13 protein-coding genes are annotated in these 19,023 nt (G+C 70.2%); 6 read left to right on the forward strand and 7 right to left on the reverse strand.

Features of this window, described 5'->3' with window-relative positions; genetic code table 11:
• Positions 1–2: 2 nt before the first annotated feature.
• Positions 3–2,000 (reverse strand): SCP2 sterol-binding domain-containing protein, encoded by a 1,998-nt coding sequence (locus ACFWN2_RS22485; protein ID WP_382430196.1) that lies wholly within the window; start codon positions 1,998–2,000, stop codon positions 3–5.
• Between the two features lie 276 nt (positions 2,001–2,276).
• On the opposite strand from ACFWN2_RS22485, the gene ACFWN2_RS22490 reads away from it, so the two are divergent.
• The 5 genes from ACFWN2_RS22490 (at position 2,277) to ACFWN2_RS22510 (ending at position 8,551) form a co-directional block, all read left to right on the forward strand.
• Positions 2,277–2,951: a GntR family transcriptional regulator gene (locus tag ACFWN2_RS22490; protein ID WP_382430198.1), complete on the forward strand. Its 675-nt coding sequence runs from the start codon at positions 2,277–2,279 to the stop codon at positions 2,949–2,951.
• A 30-nt stretch (positions 2,952–2,981) separates the two neighbouring features.
• Positions 2,982–4,058 (forward strand): LacI family DNA-binding transcriptional regulator, encoded by a 1,077-nt coding sequence (locus ACFWN2_RS22495; protein ID WP_382430200.1) that lies wholly within the window; start codon positions 2,982–2,984, stop codon positions 4,056–4,058.
• A gap of 300 nt (positions 4,059–4,358) precedes the next feature.
• The gene (locus tag ACFWN2_RS22500) at positions 4,359–5,867 is read left to right on the forward strand and encodes an NCS1 family nucleobase:cation symporter-1 (protein ID WP_382430202.1); all 1,509 of its coding nucleotides are present in this window, start codon (positions 4,359–4,361) and stop codon (positions 5,865–5,867) included.
• Positions 5,868–5,881: 14 nt separating this feature from the next.
• The gene (gene hydA / locus ACFWN2_RS22505) at positions 5,882–7,261 is read left to right on the forward strand and encodes a dihydropyrimidinase (protein WP_382430204.1); all 1,380 of its coding nucleotides are present in this window, start codon (positions 5,882–5,884) and stop codon (positions 7,259–7,261) included.
• A gap of 18 nt (positions 7,262–7,279) precedes the next feature.
• The gene (locus ACFWN2_RS22510; RefSeq protein ID WP_382430206.1) at positions 7,280–8,551 is read left to right on the forward strand and encodes a M20 family metallo-hydrolase; all 1,272 of its coding nucleotides are present in this window, start codon (positions 7,280–7,282) and stop codon (positions 8,549–8,551) included.
• 46 nt (positions 8,552–8,597) lie between these two features.
• Here ACFWN2_RS22510 and ACFWN2_RS22515 read toward each other — a convergent pair whose 3' ends face one another.
• Positions 8,598–10,718 carry a discoidin domain-containing protein gene (locus tag ACFWN2_RS22515; RefSeq protein ID WP_382430208.1) on the reverse strand — a complete coding sequence of 707 codons (2,121 nt, stop codon included), beginning with the start codon at positions 10,716–10,718 and terminating at the stop codon, positions 8,598–8,600.
• Positions 10,719–10,904: 186 nt separating this feature from the next.
• On the opposite strand from ACFWN2_RS22515, the gene ACFWN2_RS22520 reads away from it, so the two are divergent.
• Positions 10,905–11,813 carry a DUF1996 domain-containing protein gene (locus tag ACFWN2_RS22520; protein ID WP_382430210.1) on the forward strand — a complete coding sequence of 303 codons (909 nt, stop codon included), beginning with the start codon at positions 10,905–10,907 and terminating at the stop codon, positions 11,811–11,813.
• Positions 11,814–11,871: 58 nt separating this feature from the next.
• Here ACFWN2_RS22520 and ACFWN2_RS22525 read toward each other — a convergent pair whose 3' ends face one another.
• The 5 genes from ACFWN2_RS22525 to ACFWN2_RS22545 all read right to left on the reverse strand — a co-directional run bounded on the left by ACFWN2_RS22525 (position 11,872) and on the right by ACFWN2_RS22545 (position 18,972).
• Positions 11,872–12,423, reverse strand: coding sequence for a malectin domain-containing carbohydrate-binding protein (locus ACFWN2_RS22525; RefSeq protein ID WP_382430212.1), 552 nt, complete (start codon positions 12,421–12,423; stop codon positions 11,872–11,874).
• Positions 12,424–12,451: 28 nt separating this feature from the next.
• The gene (locus ACFWN2_RS22530; protein ID WP_382430214.1) at positions 12,452–13,213 is read right to left on the reverse strand and encodes a substrate-binding domain-containing protein; all 762 of its coding nucleotides are present in this window, start codon (positions 13,211–13,213) and stop codon (positions 12,452–12,454) included.
• Complete coding sequence (locus ACFWN2_RS22535) at positions 13,210–15,405, reverse strand: discoidin domain-containing protein (protein ID WP_382430216.1); 2,196 nt, start codon at positions 15,403–15,405, stop codon at positions 13,210–13,212. Before ACFWN2_RS22535 ends, ACFWN2_RS22530 begins: the two co-directional genes overlap by 4 nt.
• 109 nt (positions 15,406–15,514) lie before the next feature.
• Entirely contained in the window at positions 15,515–16,528 is a 1,014-nt protein-coding gene (locus tag ACFWN2_RS22540) for a LacI family DNA-binding transcriptional regulator (protein ID WP_382430218.1), read from the reverse strand.
• An 8-nt stretch (positions 16,529–16,536) separates the two neighbouring features.
• Positions 16,537–18,972 (reverse strand): glycoside hydrolase family 3 C-terminal domain-containing protein, encoded by a 2,436-nt coding sequence (locus ACFWN2_RS22545; protein ID WP_382430220.1) that lies wholly within the window; start codon positions 18,970–18,972, stop codon positions 16,537–16,539.
• Between the last annotated feature and the right edge of the window lie 51 nt (positions 18,973–19,023).

The raw sequence follows: 19,023 nt of genomic DNA on the forward strand, positions 1-19,023 counted from the left end.
CCTCACCTCGCCAGAACGATCTTCGCGGACTTCTTCAGGACGCCGAAGAAACGGGGGTGGTGGTCCTGCACCCGTTCGCCCAGCACCCGGAACCTGGTCGCGTCCGGCGGCGGTCCGTGCACCTCGTACTTCTTGTTCACGTACGCCTGGTCGGCGAGCGCCGGGTCGAGCATCATCCGCAGGAACAGCGCAGCGGGTGCCTCGAAGACGACGTCCGGGTTCCTCGCCGGCTCACCGGCGACGCGGGCCCTGCCGTTCTCGAACACCAGGTGGAACGGCCGTTCGCCCTCCAGGCGGAACTCGAACGTCCGGTCCCAGCGGTCGAGCATGTCCCGCAGCTGCGGGGTCCTGTTCAGGAAGTGGGCGAAGACCCTGATCGCGAGCTGGCATTTCACAGTGGTTCTTCCTCGGGTCGAACGGATCGCTTCGTGGCGGGCGGCGGCGAGGAACGAGGGGCTGGCGGCGGCGCACTCGCAGCAGATCGGGTGGTGCCCGGTGGACGGGTCGCGGTCCATCTCCTGGGCCACGTAGGACAGTCCGCAGGTGTGGCAGCGGATGCGCGACTCCCACGCGTCGGCCACCTCGCCCCGCGGGTCGTGGGGGCGGGACAGCACGTGCCCGCTGCGTGCCACGAGAAGAGCGCCCAGGTAGACGAAGAACGAGATCAGGAACGTGGCCGGGGCGTTCCAGGTGGACCCGAAGGAGTTGCCGAGGTTGAGCAGCACGACCCCGGCGACCGTTCCGGTGGTCCAGGCGACGACGCCGGGCCAGTTCACCGGCGGCACCCTGCCGGGGCGGTACTCGACGTGCTCGGGGCTGATCCCCATCACCTTGGCCCACAGCATGTAGGCCAGCACGACCCCGACCCACGCCACCGTGATGATGGCGCTGTACTCCAGGGCGATCTGCAGCTTGCTGATCACGTTCTGCAGCATCAGCACGTACACGATCACGCCGACCGCGACGACCCAGAACCAGCGCGGGATGCTCCGGCGCACCAGCCGTCCCGCGAGGTTCGCGAAGTTGCTGGAGGCGACGTAGTAGTTGGCCGTGTTGATCCGCGTCTGCGTGACCCAGATGAACACCACGGCCCAGCCGCCCATCAACGCGATCATGCCGTCCACGGCGGAGAGTTCGGTGAGCTGACCCTGGACGAGGTGCTCGGCCAGGAAGATGCCGACCAGCGCGTTCACGAACAGGGTGAGGCCGTGGAACACCGGGCCGAACGTGAACCACCGGTGGAAGCGCATGTCCTCGACCCTGGCGTGGCGCGCCATGTCCCCGGTGAACATCATCAGGACCCACACGCCCATGTAGAGCGTGAAGGAGTAGAGCCAGCCGGGGCCGGCGACGTCCGCCGTCCCGCCGCCCGCGCGGAGCCAGTCGGCCTGGTAGCCCTTGTCGGCGACCGTCCACACGACGGCGACGGCCATGCCGATGATGTAGACGGGCAGCAGGAAGCCGTTGAACTTGTCGAGGAAGGCGCGGACACCGCCGATGGCCAGCGGCACGCTGTAGGCCACGACGACCAGGTACCAGAACCAGAGCGGCGGGCCGTCGGTGGTGAGGTCGAAGGCGTGGGCGACGACCGAGCCCTCGAAGGTGGCGTAGAAGGTCGCGATGAGGAACAGCACGAGCGTCGCGATGGAGCCGCCGCGCAGGCCGAACAGCATGCGGGAGAACAGGTTGATGCTCGTTCCGGTGCGTGCCGCGTAGTTCGCCATCGCGGCGCAGAACACGCTGTAGGCGATCACCGACAGCCCCGCGCCGACGAGCGCGTTCAGCGGTCCGACCGCGACCGCGGCCACTCCGGCCGTGATCAGCCAGGCCATCGCGCTGGCCAGCGCGTACCAGGCCATGGCCATCGACCACCGGCTGCTGCGCGCGGACTTGGGCACCACGTGGGCGGCGTAGTCCTCGGTCGCCGCACGCCGGACGACCCGCGGATCGTCCTGTGTGGACTCTTCGAGCGGCGGTAACGCCATCGCTGTGTTCGTCATTCGAAACCCCTTCGCTGCAAGGGAATTCAGGGGAGAACGCACCCGGAGGCGCTGGTGTCCCGACTGCGTGACGGCTTACGCGAACGATTGCGCAACATCGTGCGACCGGACGCGGCCCGATGTCAACGGTTTGGGCGCCCAAACTTGGTTGGTTGGTGACACATCTTCGCGAATACGGGTTTCTGGCCGCGTTGGAATCGCAGATGCGGATGGCTTCGGTTCGCTTGCGGGTGAGTTGACCGGCTTGTAACAATCGATCGAGGTCGTGGTTGATCGATGAGGATGGGTCTGGTGGGAAGTGTCACCGGGATGCCGGCGGAGCCGAAGGCCTTCGCCGCCGTCCGCGACGATGCCGTCGACGGCATCCGCGAGATGATCATCGACGGCCGGTTGCGCCCCGGTGACCGGATCGTCGAACGGGATCTCGCCGACCGGCTGGAGGTGTCCAGGTACTCGGTGCGCGAGGCGGTCAGGGCCCTGAAGTACGAGGGCTTCCTGGTGGCCGAGTCGCCCCGGCGGATCGTCGTCCGCCGTCTGTCCAAACGCGACGTCGAGGAGCTGTTCGACGTCCGCGAGGGACTGGAGATGCTGGCGACGGGACTGGCAGCGCGCCAGGCGAGCCCCGCCGACGTCGCCCGCCTGGAGAAGCTGCTCGCGGACACCGAGGCCGCGACCGACGACGCGACGCTGCACACCCTCAACGCCGACTTCCACCTGATCATGACGGAGATCGCCGGGAACAGCCTGCTGCGCGCGATGGCGTTCCCGCTGGAAGGCCGCCTGCGCTGGCTCTACCAGCACAACAGCGACTGGGACCGGCTCCTGCACGACCACCGCGCCCTCCTGCGGGCGGTCATCGCCGGCGACGAGGACCGCGCCCGCGCCCTGGCCGTCGACCACGCCCGCACCAGCCGGGAACACACCCTCGCGAGCCTGTTCCCCGAAGAGTGAGATCCGCGCGCGATCAGGCAAACTGCCTCCATGGCGGCACGACGCAGCGGTGAAGGCAAGTCCCGGGTGACCCTCGAACAGCTCGCGCGCGAGGCCGGCGTGCACGTGTCCACGGCGTCGCGCGCGCTCAACCCCGACCCGGTGGGCGTCGGACCCGAGATGGTCACCCGCATCCGCGAGCTCGCCGCCCAGCTCGGCTACCGCCGCGACTCCGCGGCACACGCGCTGCGCACCGGTCACAGCAGGACCATCGGCGTCCTGGTCCCCCGGCTCACCGACGTCGCGATGGCGACGATCTTCGACGGCATCGACGAGACCGCCAGGAGCAGGGGCTACGAGACCGTCGTCGCCAACACCCACGACGACCCCCAGGAGCGGCGCAGCAGGATCGAGTCGATGCTGTCGATGCGCGTGGCCGGCCTGATCCTCGCGGACTCGCGCTCCGGCACCGACGTCCTGACGCAGCTCCGCCACGCCTCCGTCCCGTACGTGCTGGTGATGCGCAGGCTGCCCAAGCAGGTCTCGGTGACCACGGACGACGGCCTCGGCGGCCGCCTGGCAGCCGAACACCTGCTGGAACGAGGACACCGGCGGGTAGCCGTCGTAGCGGGCGACCAGGCCACCAGCACGGGCGCCGAACGCACCCGCGGCTTCTGCGACGCCTTCGCCCAGGCCGGCCACCCCGTACCTGCGGACCACGTGGTGGCGTCGGGCTTCGGCGTCGCCGACGGCCGCCGCGCCGCGGAACAGATCCTCGACCTGCCACACCGCCCGACGGCGATCTTCGCGGCCAACGACTTCACCGCCCTGGGCGCGATGGGGGCGATCCGCGACGCGGGCCTGCGCGTCGGCCAGGACGTCTCGCTGGTCGGGTACAACGACCTGGACCTGGCGGCCGAACTGCCGGTCCCGCTGACGTCGGTCCGCTCACCGCTGGCCGAGATGGGGCGGGTCAGCGCCCAGAAGCTGCTCGACCTGCTGGAGGGGCGGCGGATCGTGTCGAAGCGGTTCGTTCCGACGTTGAGCGTCCGGGAGTCGAGCCTGGGGGACGTGGGTTCCGGGGTGGGTTCTGGTTCTGCAGCGGGCAGGGCGTCGCGCCGGAAATGATGCCGCTCCGGGGCCGGTTGGCAGGCGAGCCACACGCCAGGCTGACGGCACCTCCGTGCACGTGCCTGCGTCCGAAGACGGCGGCGTGACGGTTCTGTTCCAGCGCCGAAACGCGCGCTCCTGCGGCCTGGCCCGGCCGGAAACCGTTGTCTTGACTTTGCGCAAACGTTAGTTCAGGCTCCAACGCAAACGTTTGAGCAACCTCGGGTCCGCCCCGAGGGACACGCTCGCCGCGTCAGAGCCGACGTCGAGGTGACTCCGCTCGTGCCCTCGCCGAACCCTCACCCCGGGAGGCGCCCCATGTCCACATCGGACCCGCTCGCCACCGCAACTCTCCCGCCCGCCGGGTCCTCGCCCACCCCCGGCACAGCACCGGACCCGCTGACCACCGCACACCTCAGCCCCCGCCTCTACAACGAGGACCTGGCCCCACGCCGCCCCTCCACCATCTGGCGCACCTGGGACCTGTTCTGCGTCTGGATGTCGGCCGTCCACAGCCTGGGCGGGTACACCTTCGCCGTAGGCCTGCTGGTCCTGGGCCTGAACGGCTGGCAGATGGTGCTCGCCATGGTCGGCGGCGTAGCGATCGTCCACCTGGGCTGCAACCTGATGGGCGTCGCCGGTCAGCGGCTCGGGGTGCCGTTCCCCGTGTTCGCCCGCGTGAGCTTCGGCGTGTTCGGGGCCAACGTGCCCGCTCTGCTGCGGGCTGTGGTCGCGATCTTCTGGTACGCGATCCAGACCTACCTCGCGTCGGCCGCCGTGATGATCCTGGTGCTGAAGCTGGTTCCCGCCGCCGCGGACTGGACGCGCTCGTCGTTCCTCGGGCTGTCCGGTCTGGGGTGGCTGTGCTTCCTCGGGCTGTGGCTGGTCCAGCTCGTCGTGCTGCACCGCGGCATGGAGACCGTGCGCAGGCTGTCCGACCTGGCGGGGCCGGTGATCTGGGTCGCGATGCTGGCGCTCGCGGTCTGGGTGCTGGCGCGGGCCGGCTGGCACCTCGACTGGGGTTACCACGAGGGCACCGGTATGACGACGGGGAACGTCGTGGTGGCGGTGCTGAGCGGGATCTTCCTGACCGTCTCCTACTTCGCGGGGCCGATGCTCAACTACGCCGACTTCGCGAGGTTCGCGCCCGACGAGCGCACGGTGTTGCGGGGCAACCGGTTGGGCCTCCCGCTCAACGCGTCGGCGTTCTGCCTGGTGTCGGTGATCATCGCGCTCGGGACGGTCCAGTTGTACGGCAAGGCGATCAGCGATCCCGTGCAGCTCGTCGCCGAGGTGGACAGCACCGCGGTGCTGTTGCTGGGCACCGTCGCGTTCGCGCTGGCGACCGTGGGTGTGAACATCGTCCTGAACTTCGTCTCGCCCGCCTACGACCTGGCGAACACGTTCCCGAAGCGGATCAGCTTCAAGACCGGCGGGTTGATCACCGCGTTGCTGGCGCTCGTGGTGCTGCCGTGGCAGATCTACTCGAACCCCGTCGCCGTCAACTACTTCCTCGGCGGGGTCGGCGCGTTGATGGGGCCGCTCTTCGGCATCCTGCTGGCCGACTACTACCTGGTCCGCAGGGCGAAGGTCGACGTCGCGCAGCTCTACACCGACGCCGCGTCTGGGGCCTACCACTACCGCCGGGGCACGAACCTGCGCGCGGTGGCGGCGCTCGCCGCGTCGGGCTCGGTCACGCTGGTCGTCGCGCTCGTCCCCGCACTAACGCACCTCGCGCCGTACGCGTGGCCCATCGGGGTCGCGCTGGGCGTGGTGTCCTGCCTGGCCTTCCACAGTGGACGGACCGCGTCCGTCGTGAACAGCTGACCTGAGGAGTTCGCATGTCCTACCTGCTGCTGACCGGTGGCCGGGTCGTCAACAGCTCCGGCACCGTCGACGCCGACGTCCTCGTGAAGGACGGCCGCGTCGAGGCGATCGGCCGGCTCGGCGACCTCCCGATCGCGGAGGCCGAGCGCGTGGACGTGTCCGGCAGGCTGCTCCTGCCGGGCGGCGTCGACGTCCACACCCACATCGACTCGCCGATGATGGGCACCACGACGTCCGACGACTTCGAGACCGGCACCCGTGCCGCGGCGTGCGGCGGGACGACGACGCTGGTCGACTTCGCCATGCAGCCGCCGGGGCAGTCGCTGACGAAGGCGCTGGCGGACCACCACGCCAAGGCCGACGGCAAGGCCGTCATCGACTACGGCTTCCACATGTGCGTCACCGACCTGTACCAGGGCGCGACCGGCGAGTTCGCCGAGATCGTCCAGTCCGGTGTCAGCAGCTTCAAGGTCTTCATGGCCTACCGCGGCAGCATCATGCTGCACGACGGCGACCTCTTCGAGGTGTTGCGCACGGCGGGCGGGCTCGGCGGGCAGGTGTGCGTGCACGCGGAGAACGGCGACGTGATCGACCGGCTCAGCGCGGACCTGGTCGCGGCGGGCAGGACGGGGCCCGGTTCGCACGAGATCTCCCGGCCGCCCTCCACTGAGGTCGAGGCGGTGCAGCGGGCCATCAAGATCGCCCGCATGGCCGACTCACCGCTGTACTTCGTGCACCTGTCCACCGAGGGTGCCGTCGAGGCCGTGGCCGAGGCGCGGTCGAAGGAGTGGGCCGTCGCCGGCGAGACCTGCACCCACTACCTGACCCTGGACCGCGCGCTCTACGACGCGCCCGGCTTCGAGGCGGCGAAGGTCGTGCTGACACCGCCGTTGCGCACGCAGGAGCACCGCGACGCGCTGTGGCGCGGGTTGCGCGCGGGCACGCTCGGCGTGGTGAGCTCGGACCACTGCCCGTTCTGCCTGGAGGAGAAGCGGCGCCTGGGCGAGGCGGACTTCCGGGCGATCCCCAACGGCGGTCCGGGCGTGGAGCACCGGTTCATCGTGATGTACGCCGAGGGCGTGCGGCAGGGGCGGCTCTCGCTGGAGAAGTTCGTCGACCTCGTCGCCACGGCTCCCGCGCGCCAGTTCGGCCTGCCGTCCAAGGGCGTGATCGCGACCGGTGCGGACGCCGACATCGTCGTGCTCGATCCCGGCGGCACCACGACGATCACCGCCGCCACGCAGAACCAGCGGATGGACTACACGCCCTACGAGGGGTGGGTGCTGCCCGGTGCGATCGAGTCGGTCTACTCCCGCGGCGAACTCGTCGCGAGCGGCGGCCGGTACGTCGGTGCCGCCGGTCGCGGCCGCTTCCTGCCCCGCGCCACGCAGTAGCTTCGGGACGGAGAGCAGATGACCGACATCAAGACGCTGGACCCGGTGGCCGAACGCGTCCAGCAGGACCTGGACTCGCTGGCAGAGATCCGTGATCCGGGCGCCGCGGGCTGGACCCGCACGGTGTTCTCGGAGCCCTACCGGGCTTCCCGGGACTGGGTGCGGCGGCGGATGACCGAGGCCGGCCTGACCGTGCACGCCGACGGCGCGGGAAACCTGGTCGGCGTGCTGCCGGGGCGCAACCCGTCGGCACCGGCGCTGGTCACCGGTTCGCACACCGACACCGTCGAGGGCGGCGGCCGGTTCGACGGCATCGTGGGCGTTCTCGGCTCGCTGGAGGTCGTCCGTCAGCTGCGCGAACACGACCTCGGCCTCAACCGGGACCTCCTCGTCGTGGACTTCCTCGGCGAGGAGTCCAACGACTACGGCCTCAGCTGTCTCGGCAGCCGTTCCCTGGCAGGCGAACTGACCACTGAGGACCTCGACCGGCGTGACCTGCGCGGGGTGAGCCTGGCCGAGCGCTACCTCGGTTTCGGGCTCGACCCCTCGGAGGTGCTCGCCTCCGCCGCCCGCTTCGCGCGACGCGACCTGCACCGGTACGTGGAGCTGCACGTCGAGCAGGGACCGGTGCTGGAGGAACGCGGCGCCGCCATCGGCGTGGTCACGGCGATCGCGGCGATCCGCAGGCTGGTGGCGACCTTCACCGGACGACCGGACCACGCGGGCACCAGGCCGATGGGAGACCGGCACGACGCACTGGTCGCCGCGGCCGAGGCGGTGCTCGCCGTCCGCCAGGAAGGTTGCGGCGCGCCGGTGCACGGCGTCGCCACGACGTCGCGGATCGACTCCGATCCCGGCTCCCCCAACGTGGTGCCCGGCCTGGTGCGGATGTACGCGGAGATGCGCAGCGTCGACACCGGCTGGCTCACCGACGCGCAGCGGCGGCTCGCCACCGAGATCGAACGCAAGGCGGCCGGCCACGGCGTGGACGTGGACCTGACGTGGTCGCTGGACAACGAGAGGGTCGGCACGAGCCAGAGCGTGCACGAGGTCGTCGGGCACGCCGCCGACGCGATCGGCGCCACGTGGGAACCGGTGCCCAGCGGCGCCACCCACGACGCGGTGCACATCGCCCGGCTGTGCCCGATGGGGATGATCTTCGTGCCGTCCAGGGACGGGCGGAGCCACTGCCCGGAGGAGTGGACCGACATCGCCGACGTCGTGACGGGGATCCAGGTCCACGCCGCGACGCTGATCGCGCTGGACCGCCTGCCGGACGACGCCGCCTGACCCGGTGACGAGGAACGGCCGGACGTCCCGGCCGTTCCTCCTGGTGTCACCGGCGGTAGACGCCGAGCTCGTAGAGCGAGTACCCCCAGCCGGTTCCGCGCTGGGTGGCGTGCAACCGCACGTAGCGGCCGGTCGCGGTCACGTCGATCGAGTCCACCCCGCCGTTGCCGGTCGTGGTGCCGTAGACGGAACGCCAGTTGTTGCCGTCGTCGGACACCTGGATCTCGTACGCGCGGCCGTAAGCGCCCTCCCACACCAGTTGCACGTGCTGGAAGGTCGTCACCGCGCCGAGGTCGACCCGGAGCCACTGCGGGTCCGCCCAGTCGGTGGCCCAGCGGGAGCCGGCGTTGCCGTCCACCGCGTTGGACGGCGGGTACGGCGCGCCGTCACCGACCTGCTGGTACGACGACGCCGTGGTGGGCTTGTTCAGCGCCACGTTCGTACCGGCCGGCTGCGGAGCCACGACCCGCACCGACTTCGTCTCGATGCCGATGTTGCCGCGGCCGTCCTCGGCCATCACGTACACCTTCCACACACCGAGCCGGTCGGGTGCGGTGACGGTGAGCCGGTTCCCGTTGACCTGCACGGGAGCGTTGGCGAGCCCGCCGCTGTTGTCGATGTACTTGCTGTTGAACGCCGCCGACCACGCGATGGCGTCACCGTTCGGATCGGACGCGGCCACGTCGATGTTCAACTGGGCGCCCGCCGCGATCGTCTGCGGCAGGTTCATCGCGGTGATCACCGGCGGCGTGTTGGCCGGGGTGGCGCCGCCGAACGCCCGCTGCACCGAGTAGAACGACAGCCGCTTCTTGCCCGCGGGCGTCAGGTTGAACCAGACAGCGCCGAAGTCGTACTCGGTGCCGTAGTGGAACAACGTGCCGCCGAAGGACACCCCGCGGTGGCCGACGATGCAGTTCCAGGCCTGGGTGTAGCCGTCGCGCTTCTGCACGTCCGTGGGCTCGTTCGGCACACCGTTGGCGTCGTTGGGAACCTCCCACTCACCGGCGGGTCCGGCCTCGGTCAGGATGTACGGCTTGGTGTAGCCGCCGTCGATCCAGTCCTGGCGCACCTTGCAGACGTTGCCGTACGAGTTGACCGAGTACAGGTCGAGGTCGGGCGTGTGGGCCTTGAGGTACACCCACGCACCGGTCCACGCGTCGGTGTTGGTCACCGGGTGGTTCGTGTCGATCGCGTGGATCGCCTGCGCCGCCTCGTTGATGTACTTCGCGTACGCCACGCGCTGGTTCTCCAGCTCCGTGCCGGAGTAGCAGTTCTGCAGGCCGAGGATGGACTCGTTGCCGACGTTCCACATCAGCACGCCGGGGTGGTCCTTGTAGGTCGTGACCCACTGGCGGATCTGCCCGAGCATGTCGGCCTTGTAGGCGCCGTCCGTCACGTAGTTCACGCAACCGCCGGAACCGGGACCACCGCCGGGCTGCAACCAGAACCCGTTGATCACCCGCAGTCCGTTCGCCGCGGCGGCGTCGAGCAGCGGCCGCGTGGAGGCGTCCGTGCCCCAGGTGCGCAACGTGTTGACGCCCATGGACTTCAGCTCGGGCATGTACCGCGCCGCGTCGGCGGCGGGCGGACCCCAGGTGAGGCCCTTGACGGTCCACGGCTGGCCGTCGACGGTGAGCTGCCAGTTGCCCTGGGAGCCCGTGACGCGCACGCCGGTGCCGGGCTGCGGGTTCGAGCCGCCCTGCTCGCCGTAGACGCGGAACTCCCACAGCGAGATGCCGTAGCCGTTGGCGCGCTGGGTCGAGTGGACGCGGACGTACCGGCCGGTGCCGGTGACGTCGAAGCCCTGCCGGCCGCCGGTGCCCCCGGTGATGGAGCGGATCGACGTCCAGCTGTCGCCGTTGCCCGAGACCTGGATCTCGAACGCCGTGGCGTAGGCGGACTCCCAGTCGAGTTCGACGCGGGTCACGGTCGAGGTGGCGCCGAGGTCGACCCGCAGCCACTGCGGGTCGCTCCACGTGCTGGACCACCGGGTGCCGGCGTCGCCGTCGACCGCGGCCGAGGCGGGGGTGCCCGCGCCCTCGGTGGACGACGCTGTAGCGGGTTTGCCTTGGGAGAGCAGCGAGGGCGCGGCGCTGACCGTGCCCGGTACCACTGCTAGTCCCACGAGCACGGCGAGCACCGTGCCGACGGAGCGGAGGCGGAACATTGCGTCTCCTGCAGGGTCGAGTGAGGGGTGAAATGCGGGAGAGCGCTCTCACAACCCTGGCGGCGAATGTTACGAACACACCACGCTCATGTCAACGAACCCCTTGACATCGTCCCGACACGAGCGGGACATTACTTGGGAGAGCGCTCTCCCAGCCGGTTTCCCCACGTCGGCAGGAGGACACAGTTGTCCCGAAAACTCAGCGCGCTGGCCCTGGCGGCCGGCCTGGTCGCGGCGGTGCTCGCGGTGGTCACGAGCTCGGCGCAGGCCGATGACTACGTGAGCCACCACGAGTTCCAGGCGAACTGCGCGTTCACCGCGGACCGCCCGGACGACCCGATCGTCTTCCCCGGCCTGCCCGGCGCGTCGCACCTGCACACGTTCATCGGCAACCACTCGACCAACGCGAACAGCACCAACGACTCCCTCAAGCAGGCCACCACGAACTGCGTCACGCCGGACGACAAGTCGGCGTACTGGTTCCCGTCCGTGCTGAACGGCGACCAGGTCGTGCGGCCGGACGGCAACCAGGTCGTCTACTACAAGTCCGGCATCCTGAGGTACCAGGACGTCGTGCCGTTCCCGGCCGGCATGCGGTTCGTGGTGGGCAGCCCGACCGCGACGCAGGACGAGTTCCGCAACTCCCCCGGCGCCATCGAGGGCTGGGAGTGCGGCGACAGCTACAAGAACTGGGACATCCCGTCCTGGTGCATGCCCGGCAGCCAGCTCACCGTCCGCTTCCAGGCGCCGAGCTGCTGGAACGGCCGCGATCTCGACTCGGCGGACCACAAGGCGCACATGGCCTACCCGGACCGCGCGACGCTGGTCTGCCCGCCGTCGCACCCGGTCGCGGTGCCGATGATCGAGTTCAAGATGGCGTTCCCGGTGTCCGGGGACATGTCCCGCGTCAGGCTTTCCAGTGGTCGCGGGTACACGTGGCACTACGACTTCATGAACGCCTGGGACGCACCGACCCAGGCCGCGCTCGTGAAGCACTGCGTCAACGGCGGGCTGCAGTGCGACCCGCGCGGGTACGACCAGTACAAGCCGCATCGAGGCGCCGCGCTCGGACCGGACTACCGGTTGCCGCGCTAGAGACACGACATCCCAGGGCGCGTGTGTGCGCCCTGGGATGTCGTGCGTTCCGGACCGGTTACGCGGCAGGCACCAGCACGATGGCATTGATCTGCGGCTGGTCCGCCGCACCGCGCACCAGGTCGACGCGCACCTCACCGTTCGCGTCGGCGGTGACGGCGAGGTCCTTCTCCACGCCGAACGCGGTGAGAGGGGCGTCCGCGCCCGCGGCGACGGCGGTCCCGATGATGTCGAAGTCGCTCAGCACGCGCTGACCGTTCACGTCGACGTCGAAGATCCGCTGGCCGGGGCGGGTGAAGTACCAGTCGAGGAAGTACAGCCGCAGCTCGTACGACGCTCCCGCGGTCAGGCCGGTGAGCGCGTAGGACGACTCCAGGTACCGCGAGGTGTTCCAGAGCGCGCTGTCGATCCGGTTCGTGACGGTGCGGCTGAAGACCACGTTCGACCGCTTGTCCGCGGGCTTGGTGTCCGTCAGCCCGCCGACGCCGATGTCACCGGCACCTCCCGCGTCCACCACGACCGGGTCGGCCGCCAGCGAGACCTGCGCCGTGCCGAGCAGGAGGGCGGCCGCCGCCGCGGTCGCCGTGATCACTCGAATGAATTTGCGCATGCGTGTAGAACACCACCTTGTTCATTGTTCAACGGGAATGCGAACTCGACGCGGGTGCCGCCAAGGTCGTGCCTTCCACGAACTCGCACGCCAGCAGCACCTGGGAACGCTTCTGCGGCAGCCGCGCCAGCAGGTGCACGGCACGCCGGCCGGTCTCCCACCGCGGCACGCGCAGGCCGGTGAGACCCAGCAGGTCCTGCTCGGACAGGTCGAGCGCCAGCACGGAGAGATCTCCCGGCACGGACAGGTTCCGGCGGCGTGCCGCGCGGACGAGCGCCGCCGCGTCGTCGGAGTGTTCCGCGATCACCGCCGTCACGCCGATGCGCAGCAACTGGTCGAGCCACACCGCCGGCGCGTGCGTCCCCTTGATGCCGAAAGCGCTTGCGGCGGCGCGGAACTCCTGCCGGCGTTCGACCGAGGTGGCGCCGCTCGGCAGTCCGATGTAGACGACGTGACGATGGCCGAGAGCCGCGGTGCGCGCGACCAGGTCGCGCACGCCCGCGGCGTGGTCCACGTCGACGTAGGGGATCTCTCCGACAGCGCTGTCCCGTCTGCCTATCGAGACGAACGGGATCGCGTGGTCGGCCAGGCGGGACAGGTCTCGGTCGTCGGCCGTGCGGTCGAGCAGGACGCAGCCGCTGAGGGCCACGTCCCTGGTGTCGACGAAGTCGAGATCGGCGCACAGGAGCAGGCCGCAGCCCGTCCTGTGCGCCGCGTGCCCGATGCCCGCCAGAGCGGGCGTGCTCTCACCGGGAAGGGTGTCCCGGGAGAGCACGCCGATCAGACTCACGGATAGTTCACCAGGTAACGGACCTGGTTGGCGGTGTTCGCGACACCGCCGATGCCGTTGATCACGTTGGCAATTGTGCCCACCCCGCCGAGCGACACGGTGACCAGGTGCCGGAAACGCACACCGGACCTGTTGGGCGCCTCGAAGCCGTTGTCGGTGACGATGCTCGGGTCGGCCTGGTTGAAGGCGTAGACACCGACACCGAACGCGTCGTGCGTGGTGACGTTGTCGGCGACCTTGTAGCCGGCCCAGCCCCGCTTGGACCCGTTCATCCAGGCTGCCTGGTTGGGCGGGTCGTACGGCAGCTCGTTCTGGTACAGGTACACCTTGCCGCCGTTGCCGTTCCACACCAGGTTGTGCTGCTGGTAGTGCTCGACGAACAACCCGTACGCGATCACGTTGTCGCCGTTGACGACCACGCCGTTCTGACCGGGGTTCGCGGTCCAGCTCACGCCCTCGCCGTGGTCGGCGCGCCACACCCAGGTGTGGTCGATGATCGTGTTGCGGCTGTTCACCCGCATGCTGACCGTCGCCTTGCCGGCCTGGGAGCCACCGACGCGCAGGTACACGTCGTGCAGCGAGGTCGGGTTCGCCGAGTGGTCAGCGGTGCTGGAGTTGCCGATCTCCAGCAGCACCGGGGAGTTCTGCACACCCGCGTCGACCAGGAACCCGGCCAGCTTCACACCGTCCACATCGGACGTCGTGAGCGCGGCCTTGCCCGTGGTCGGCGTCAACGTCGCCAGACCGAGGCCCAGCACCACCGTGTTCGGACGGGTGATCCGGATCGTGTCGTCGAGCTGGTGGATGCCCGGCGTGAGCAGCAGGTGCTTGCCCTGCGTCAGCGCCGCGTTGATCGTCGCGGCCGGCGTGCCCGGCTTGACGATGAAGAAGTCCGCCAGCGACACCGACGAACCGGGGTTGCCGTTCTCCCAGCTCGTGCCGCGCGAGTTCTGCCGCAGCGCGGGCAGGAAGACGCGGTACTCACCGGAGTTGTCGAAGTACAGGTACGGCTTCTCCCGCGTCACGGGCGAGGTGTCGACGGTCGTGTGCGACGGGTTCGGGAAGTTGTCCACGGGTGCGCCCTGCGTGCCGGCGAACACCATGTTCCACACCGAGCCGGACCAGCCGCCCGCCAGGTTGCTGTTGCGGGTGAGGAACTGCTGCTGCGACCCGGAGATGACCGTTCCGTCGATCTTGCTGTCGACGATCAGACCACCGCTGGCCCAGCCGTCGTACCCGTTCCACAGGTGCGCCTGCCCGCGCAGGTGCATCCGCCGGTACGCGGTGGCCTGGGAGACGGCCCAGCGCTCGATCTGGTTGGCGGGAAGGGTGACCGACAGGTTCTCCGCGCCACGCCAGAAGTTCTGCGTCGCGTTGCCCAGGTTGTTCGGGTCGTTGCCCTGCTGCAACCAGTCCGCCTCGACCCGGATGTGCCCGTTGATGTTCACGTCGTCCGGGTGCAGGCCCAGGCCCGCCACCTGCGTGTAGAACCGCAGGTTCACGTCCGCGTTGTAGGTGCCCGGCTTGAACAGCACGGCATGCCGCTGCGGGCCGAACTGGTTCGTCTTCATCTGCGCCGAGATCGAGTCGAGCCTCGACTGCATCTCCGACTGAGACGAACCCGGACCGTAGACGTACACGTTCGGCCCGAAGTCCGGGTTCCGCGGATCCGTCGGGGTCACACCCGGCGTGTCCGGCGTGGTCGCGTAAACACCCAGCTCCCACAACGAATAGCCGTAGCCGGTACCGCGCTGGGTGCCGTACACCCGCAGGTAGCGGCCGGATCCGGAGACGGTGAGCGACTGGTTGCCGCCCGTGCTCGTGGTGGTCGAGTAGACGTCACGCCAGGAGTTCGCGGCCGCGGTGTCGGACACCTGGACCTGGAACGCCTTGCCGTACGCGCCCTCCCAGTTGAGGGAGACGCGGCAGACCTCCTGCGTGGAGCCGAGGTCGACCTGCAGCCACTGCGGGTCGGAGAACTGCGACGACCACCGCGTACCGGCGTTGCCGTCCACGGCGGCGGAAGCAGGGGTCCCACCGTTCTCCGTCGACGACGCGGTCGCAGGGCGGTTGAGAGCGACGTTGGAGGTACCGCACGCGGCGGCACCGGCTTGGGAGGTAACGCTGACGGTTGTCACGAGGCACAGGACGGAGGCCGCGAAGGCAGCCGCCCTGGTCAGGGGAGAGCTCATGATCCTGCCTGACACCTTGGGGCGCGTGAGCCCAGACGATGACGTCCGTGGCACCGGACATCGGGAGAGCGCTCTCCCGTAGATTAACCCGTGGTGACGGACAGGTCAATCAAGCAGACGCCCGAATGACGAGTTCCGGTTCGAAGATGACGGACGTGGGGCGCTGTTCCGGGTCTTCGAGGCTCGTGATCAGCACTTCCGCCATCTTCGCGGCCATCGCCTCGACCGGCTGGCGCACGGTGGTGAGCTGCGGGCGGCACGCCAGTGCGGGCGCGCTGTCGTCGAACCCGACCACCGCGACGTCCCGCGGAACGCGCAGTCCGTGCTCCAGCAACACGTCCACGGCCCCCTGCGCCATCAGGTCGTTCGCCGCGAACACCCCGTCGACCTCCGGGTGCTCGACGAGCAGGCGTCCCATCGCGGCGTGCCCGCTGGCCGCGGTGAAGCCGCCCTCGACGACCGGGACGTACGGGAAACCGTTGCGCGCCATGGCTTCGCGGAACCCCGTGAGCCGGTCCTGGCTGGCGAGCACGTCCAGCGGCCCCGAGATCGCGCCGACGGTCGTGCAGCCGAGCTCCATGAGCCTCGCCGCCGCGAGCCTGCCGCCGGCCTGGTGGTCGAGGTCGACGTAGCTGACCGGCAACGGGCGGCCCGGCCGCGCGTACAGCACGGTGGGCACACCGGCCGCCAGCAGCCTCTCCGGCAACGACTCCGCGGCGTGCGTGGTCACCAGCAACGCGCCGTCCGCGCTCCCCTGCCGCAGGAACTCGACGACGTCGGCCCTGGTGCGGTCCGTGTCCGCGAGCATCAGCACCGGATGCACGCCGCGGGTGCGCAGGAAGTCGACGACACCGGCGGTCACCCGGCCGAAGAAGGGGTCCACGAAGACGTCGGACCCGCCGCCCGCGCCGGAGATGACCAGCGCGACGGTCCCGGTGCGGCGGGTGACGAGCGAGCGAGCGGCGTGGTTGGGCGTGTACCCGGTCTGCTCGATCGCGTTGCGCACCGTCTCCTGGAGGTTCGGGTCGACGTTGCGCGTGCCGTTCACGACGCGGGAGACGGTCGCGCGGGACACGCCCGCGAGCTTCGCGACGTCCTCGAGCGTCGGGCCGACCTTGGTCATGATCCGTTTTACCACGGCAGGAGAGCGTTCTCCCGCTCAAGGCGCAGTGGTGTGTGCCCGGCGTTCGGGCCGGTCAGGACGGTGAACGCACCGGGTTCGACCACCCACTCCCCAGCCCAGTGACTGATGGCCCGCCGCGAGATCCCGACCACCGCCTCCACGCTCTCCCCCGGCCCGGCGGTGACGGCCGCGAAGCCCGCCAGCCACCGCCGCGGTCTGGCGACGGCGCTGTCCGGGCGGGACAGGTAGACCTGCACGACCTCACGCCCGGCCCGTTCGCCGGTGTTGCGCACCCGCACCCTCACCACGTCGCGCTCGACCCGTGCTTCCTCGTAGTGCCAAGTGGTGTAGCCGAGTCCGTGCCCGAACCAGTACGCGGGCGCCACGTCGTTCTTGGCCCACGCCCGGTAGCCGATGTCGAGATCTTCGTCGTACGGCAGCGTTCCCGCGACCGGCAGGTAGTCCTTCACCGGCACGTCGGTCTCCTCGCCGGGCCAGGTCGTCGGCAGCCGCCCGCCGGGTTCGCGGTCGCCGAACAGGACGTCCGCGAGCCCGTTCCCGCACTCCTGCCCGGGAAACCAGGTCAGCAGCACGGCGGCGGCCTGCCCGCGCCACGGCAACAGCACCGGCCCGCCGGAGTTGACCACGACGACGGTGTTCGGGTTCACCGCGCACACGGCGCGGACCAGCGCGTCCTGCTCCCCCGGCAACGCCAGGGTGTGCCGGTCGCGCCCCTCGCTCTCGATGGCGTCGGTGGTGCTGACCACGACCACCGCGACGTCACAGCTCCTCGCCGCCTCGACCGCTTCCGCTTCCCCGTGAACGGCCGGCGGCGGATCGGCGGCCAGCATCGACGCCATGCCGCTGTCCTCCCCCAGCTCCCGCCGCGCGACCACCTCGACCTCGGCCCCTTCCGCGAGCGACACCTCCACGTCGTGGTGCGGCGGCCGAAGGTGCTTCACGGCGGGGTCGTCTGTGTCGAGCGGCTGCACGACGTCCAGCACCCGCACGCCGTCGACGTCGAGGGTCAGCCGCCCGTACCCCGCCACCGCGAGCCGCCACGGCCCGGACTTCGTGACGTGCAGGGCGGTGCTGATCTCCAGAACCTCGGCTCCCGGCACCTCCCGCGTCTCCAGGATGCGGCCGGTCAGCCGGTGCTCGCGGAACAGCACCTCGTCGTCCGCGCCGAGCACGCGCACCAGCACCGGCGCGTTGACCGGGGTCGGCCTGTCGTCGATGCGGGGGCCGGGGGCGTGCACCGTCTCGGTGCGTTGGGTCAGGGCGTCGAGCAGGTTGTTCTCGGCGGACGGGTAGAGGCCTGAGCTGCCGCCGCCCTGCACGCGTGCGGCGGTGGCGCCGGGGCCGATCACCGCGATGCGGAGGCCGGGTGCGAGGGGCAGGATGCCGTTGTTGCGCAACAGGACCGTGCTAGCGGACACCGCCTCGCGCAGCAGGCGCGCATCGCAGTTGGGGTCCGCGTCGGAGCTGGAGTCCGCGTCGGTGTCTGGCCACGCGACGGAACTGGTCCCCTCCACGGCGTCAGGCAACTCCGCGGAGCTTGCCTCCCCCGCCAGGCTCGCCCCCTCCAGCGCCCCCACCCGCGCGGCCAGGCGCAGCAGCCGCAGCACCTTGTCGTCGACCGCGGCCTCCGGCACCTCCCCCGCCTCGACCGCCGCGACCAGCCGCTCACCCCACGGCCCCCACGGTCCCGGCATCGACAGGTCCTGCCCGGACACCGCCGACGCCACGGTCGTCCGCACCGCGCCCCAGTCCGACACGACCGGACCGTCGAAGCCCCACTCGTCCTTCAACGGGCTGGTGAGCAGCGGACTCTCCGACATCGAGTGGCCGTTCACCTGGTTGTAGGCCGACATCACGGCCCACGCGCCCGCCTCAACCACCGCCGTCTCGAACGGCGCCAGGTACAGCTCGCGCAGGGCTCGCTCGCCGACCCGCACGTCGTGGGTGAGGCGGTCGGTCTCGGTCTCGTTGGCGACGAAGTGCTTCGGGGTGGCCGCCACGCCGCCGGCCTGCACACCGCGCACGTACGCGACGCCGAGGCGTGCCGTGAGCAGCGGGTCTTCGGAGAAGCACTCGAAGTGGCGTCCGCCGTAGGGCGTGCGGTGCAGGTTCAGCACCGGTGCGAGCAGCACGTCCACGTCCTTGCGCCGGGCCTCGGCCGCCAGCAGTCCGCCGAGTCGCGCCACGAGATCCTCGTCCCAGGTGGCGCCTAGGGCCGACGGTGACGGGAGGGCCAGTGACGTGCGGCGTTCGTCCCAGCCCGGGCCGCGCACGCCTGCCGGGCCGTCGGAGAACGTCATCGCGCGCAGTCCGATCAGCGGCTCGGCGCAGCTGTGCCAGACCGATCCGCCCGCCAGCAGCCGCACCTTGGCGGGCAGGTCGAGCTTGCCGACCAGGCGGACCAGCTCGTGGTCGTCGTGCACCGGGAAACCTCCTTGGAGAGCGCTCTCCAAAGCGTCGGGGTGCGGGACGCC

The organism is Lentzea sp. NPDC058436 (genome assembly GCF_042721515.1).
Taxonomy (GTDB): domain Bacteria; phylum Actinomycetota; class Actinomycetes; order Mycobacteriales; family Pseudonocardiaceae; genus Lentzea.

What these genes read in the sequence shown, in the direction of transcription:
- hydA (WP_382430204.1), top strand. Translation starts at nt 5,882, where the DNA reads ATGTCCTACCTGCTGCTGACCGGTGGCCGGGTCGTCAACAGCTCCGGC.
- ACFWN2_RS22485 (WP_382430196.1), bottom strand. Translation starts at nt 2,000, where the DNA reads ATGACGAACACAGCGATGGCGTTACCGCCGCTCGAAGAGTCCACACAG.
- ACFWN2_RS22540 (WP_382430218.1), bottom strand. Translation starts at nt 16,528, where the DNA reads ATGACCAAGGTCGGCCCGACGCTCGAGGACGTCGCGAAGCTCGCGGGC.
- ACFWN2_RS22495 (WP_382430200.1), top strand. Translation starts at nt 2,982, where the DNA reads ATGGCGGCACGACGCAGCGGTGAAGGCAAGTCCCGGGTGACCCTCGAA.
- ACFWN2_RS22515 (WP_382430208.1), bottom strand. Translation starts at nt 10,718, where the DNA reads ATGTTCCGCCTCCGCTCCGTCGGCACGGTGCTCGCCGTGCTCGTGGGA.
- ACFWN2_RS22535 (WP_382430216.1), bottom strand. Translation starts at nt 15,405, where the DNA reads ATGAGCTCTCCCCTGACCAGGGCGGCTGCCTTCGCGGCCTCCGTCCTG.
- ACFWN2_RS22490 (WP_382430198.1), top strand. Translation starts at nt 2,277, where the DNA reads ATGAGGATGGGTCTGGTGGGAAGTGTCACCGGGATGCCGGCGGAGCCG.
- ACFWN2_RS22500 (WP_382430202.1), top strand. Translation starts at nt 4,359, where the DNA reads ATGTCCACATCGGACCCGCTCGCCACCGCAACTCTCCCGCCCGCCGGG.
- ACFWN2_RS22510 (WP_382430206.1), top strand. Translation starts at nt 7,280, where the DNA reads ATGACCGACATCAAGACGCTGGACCCGGTGGCCGAACGCGTCCAGCAG.
- ACFWN2_RS22525 (WP_382430212.1), bottom strand. Translation starts at nt 12,423, where the DNA reads ATGCGCAAATTCATTCGAGTGATCACGGCGACCGCGGCGGCGGCCGCC.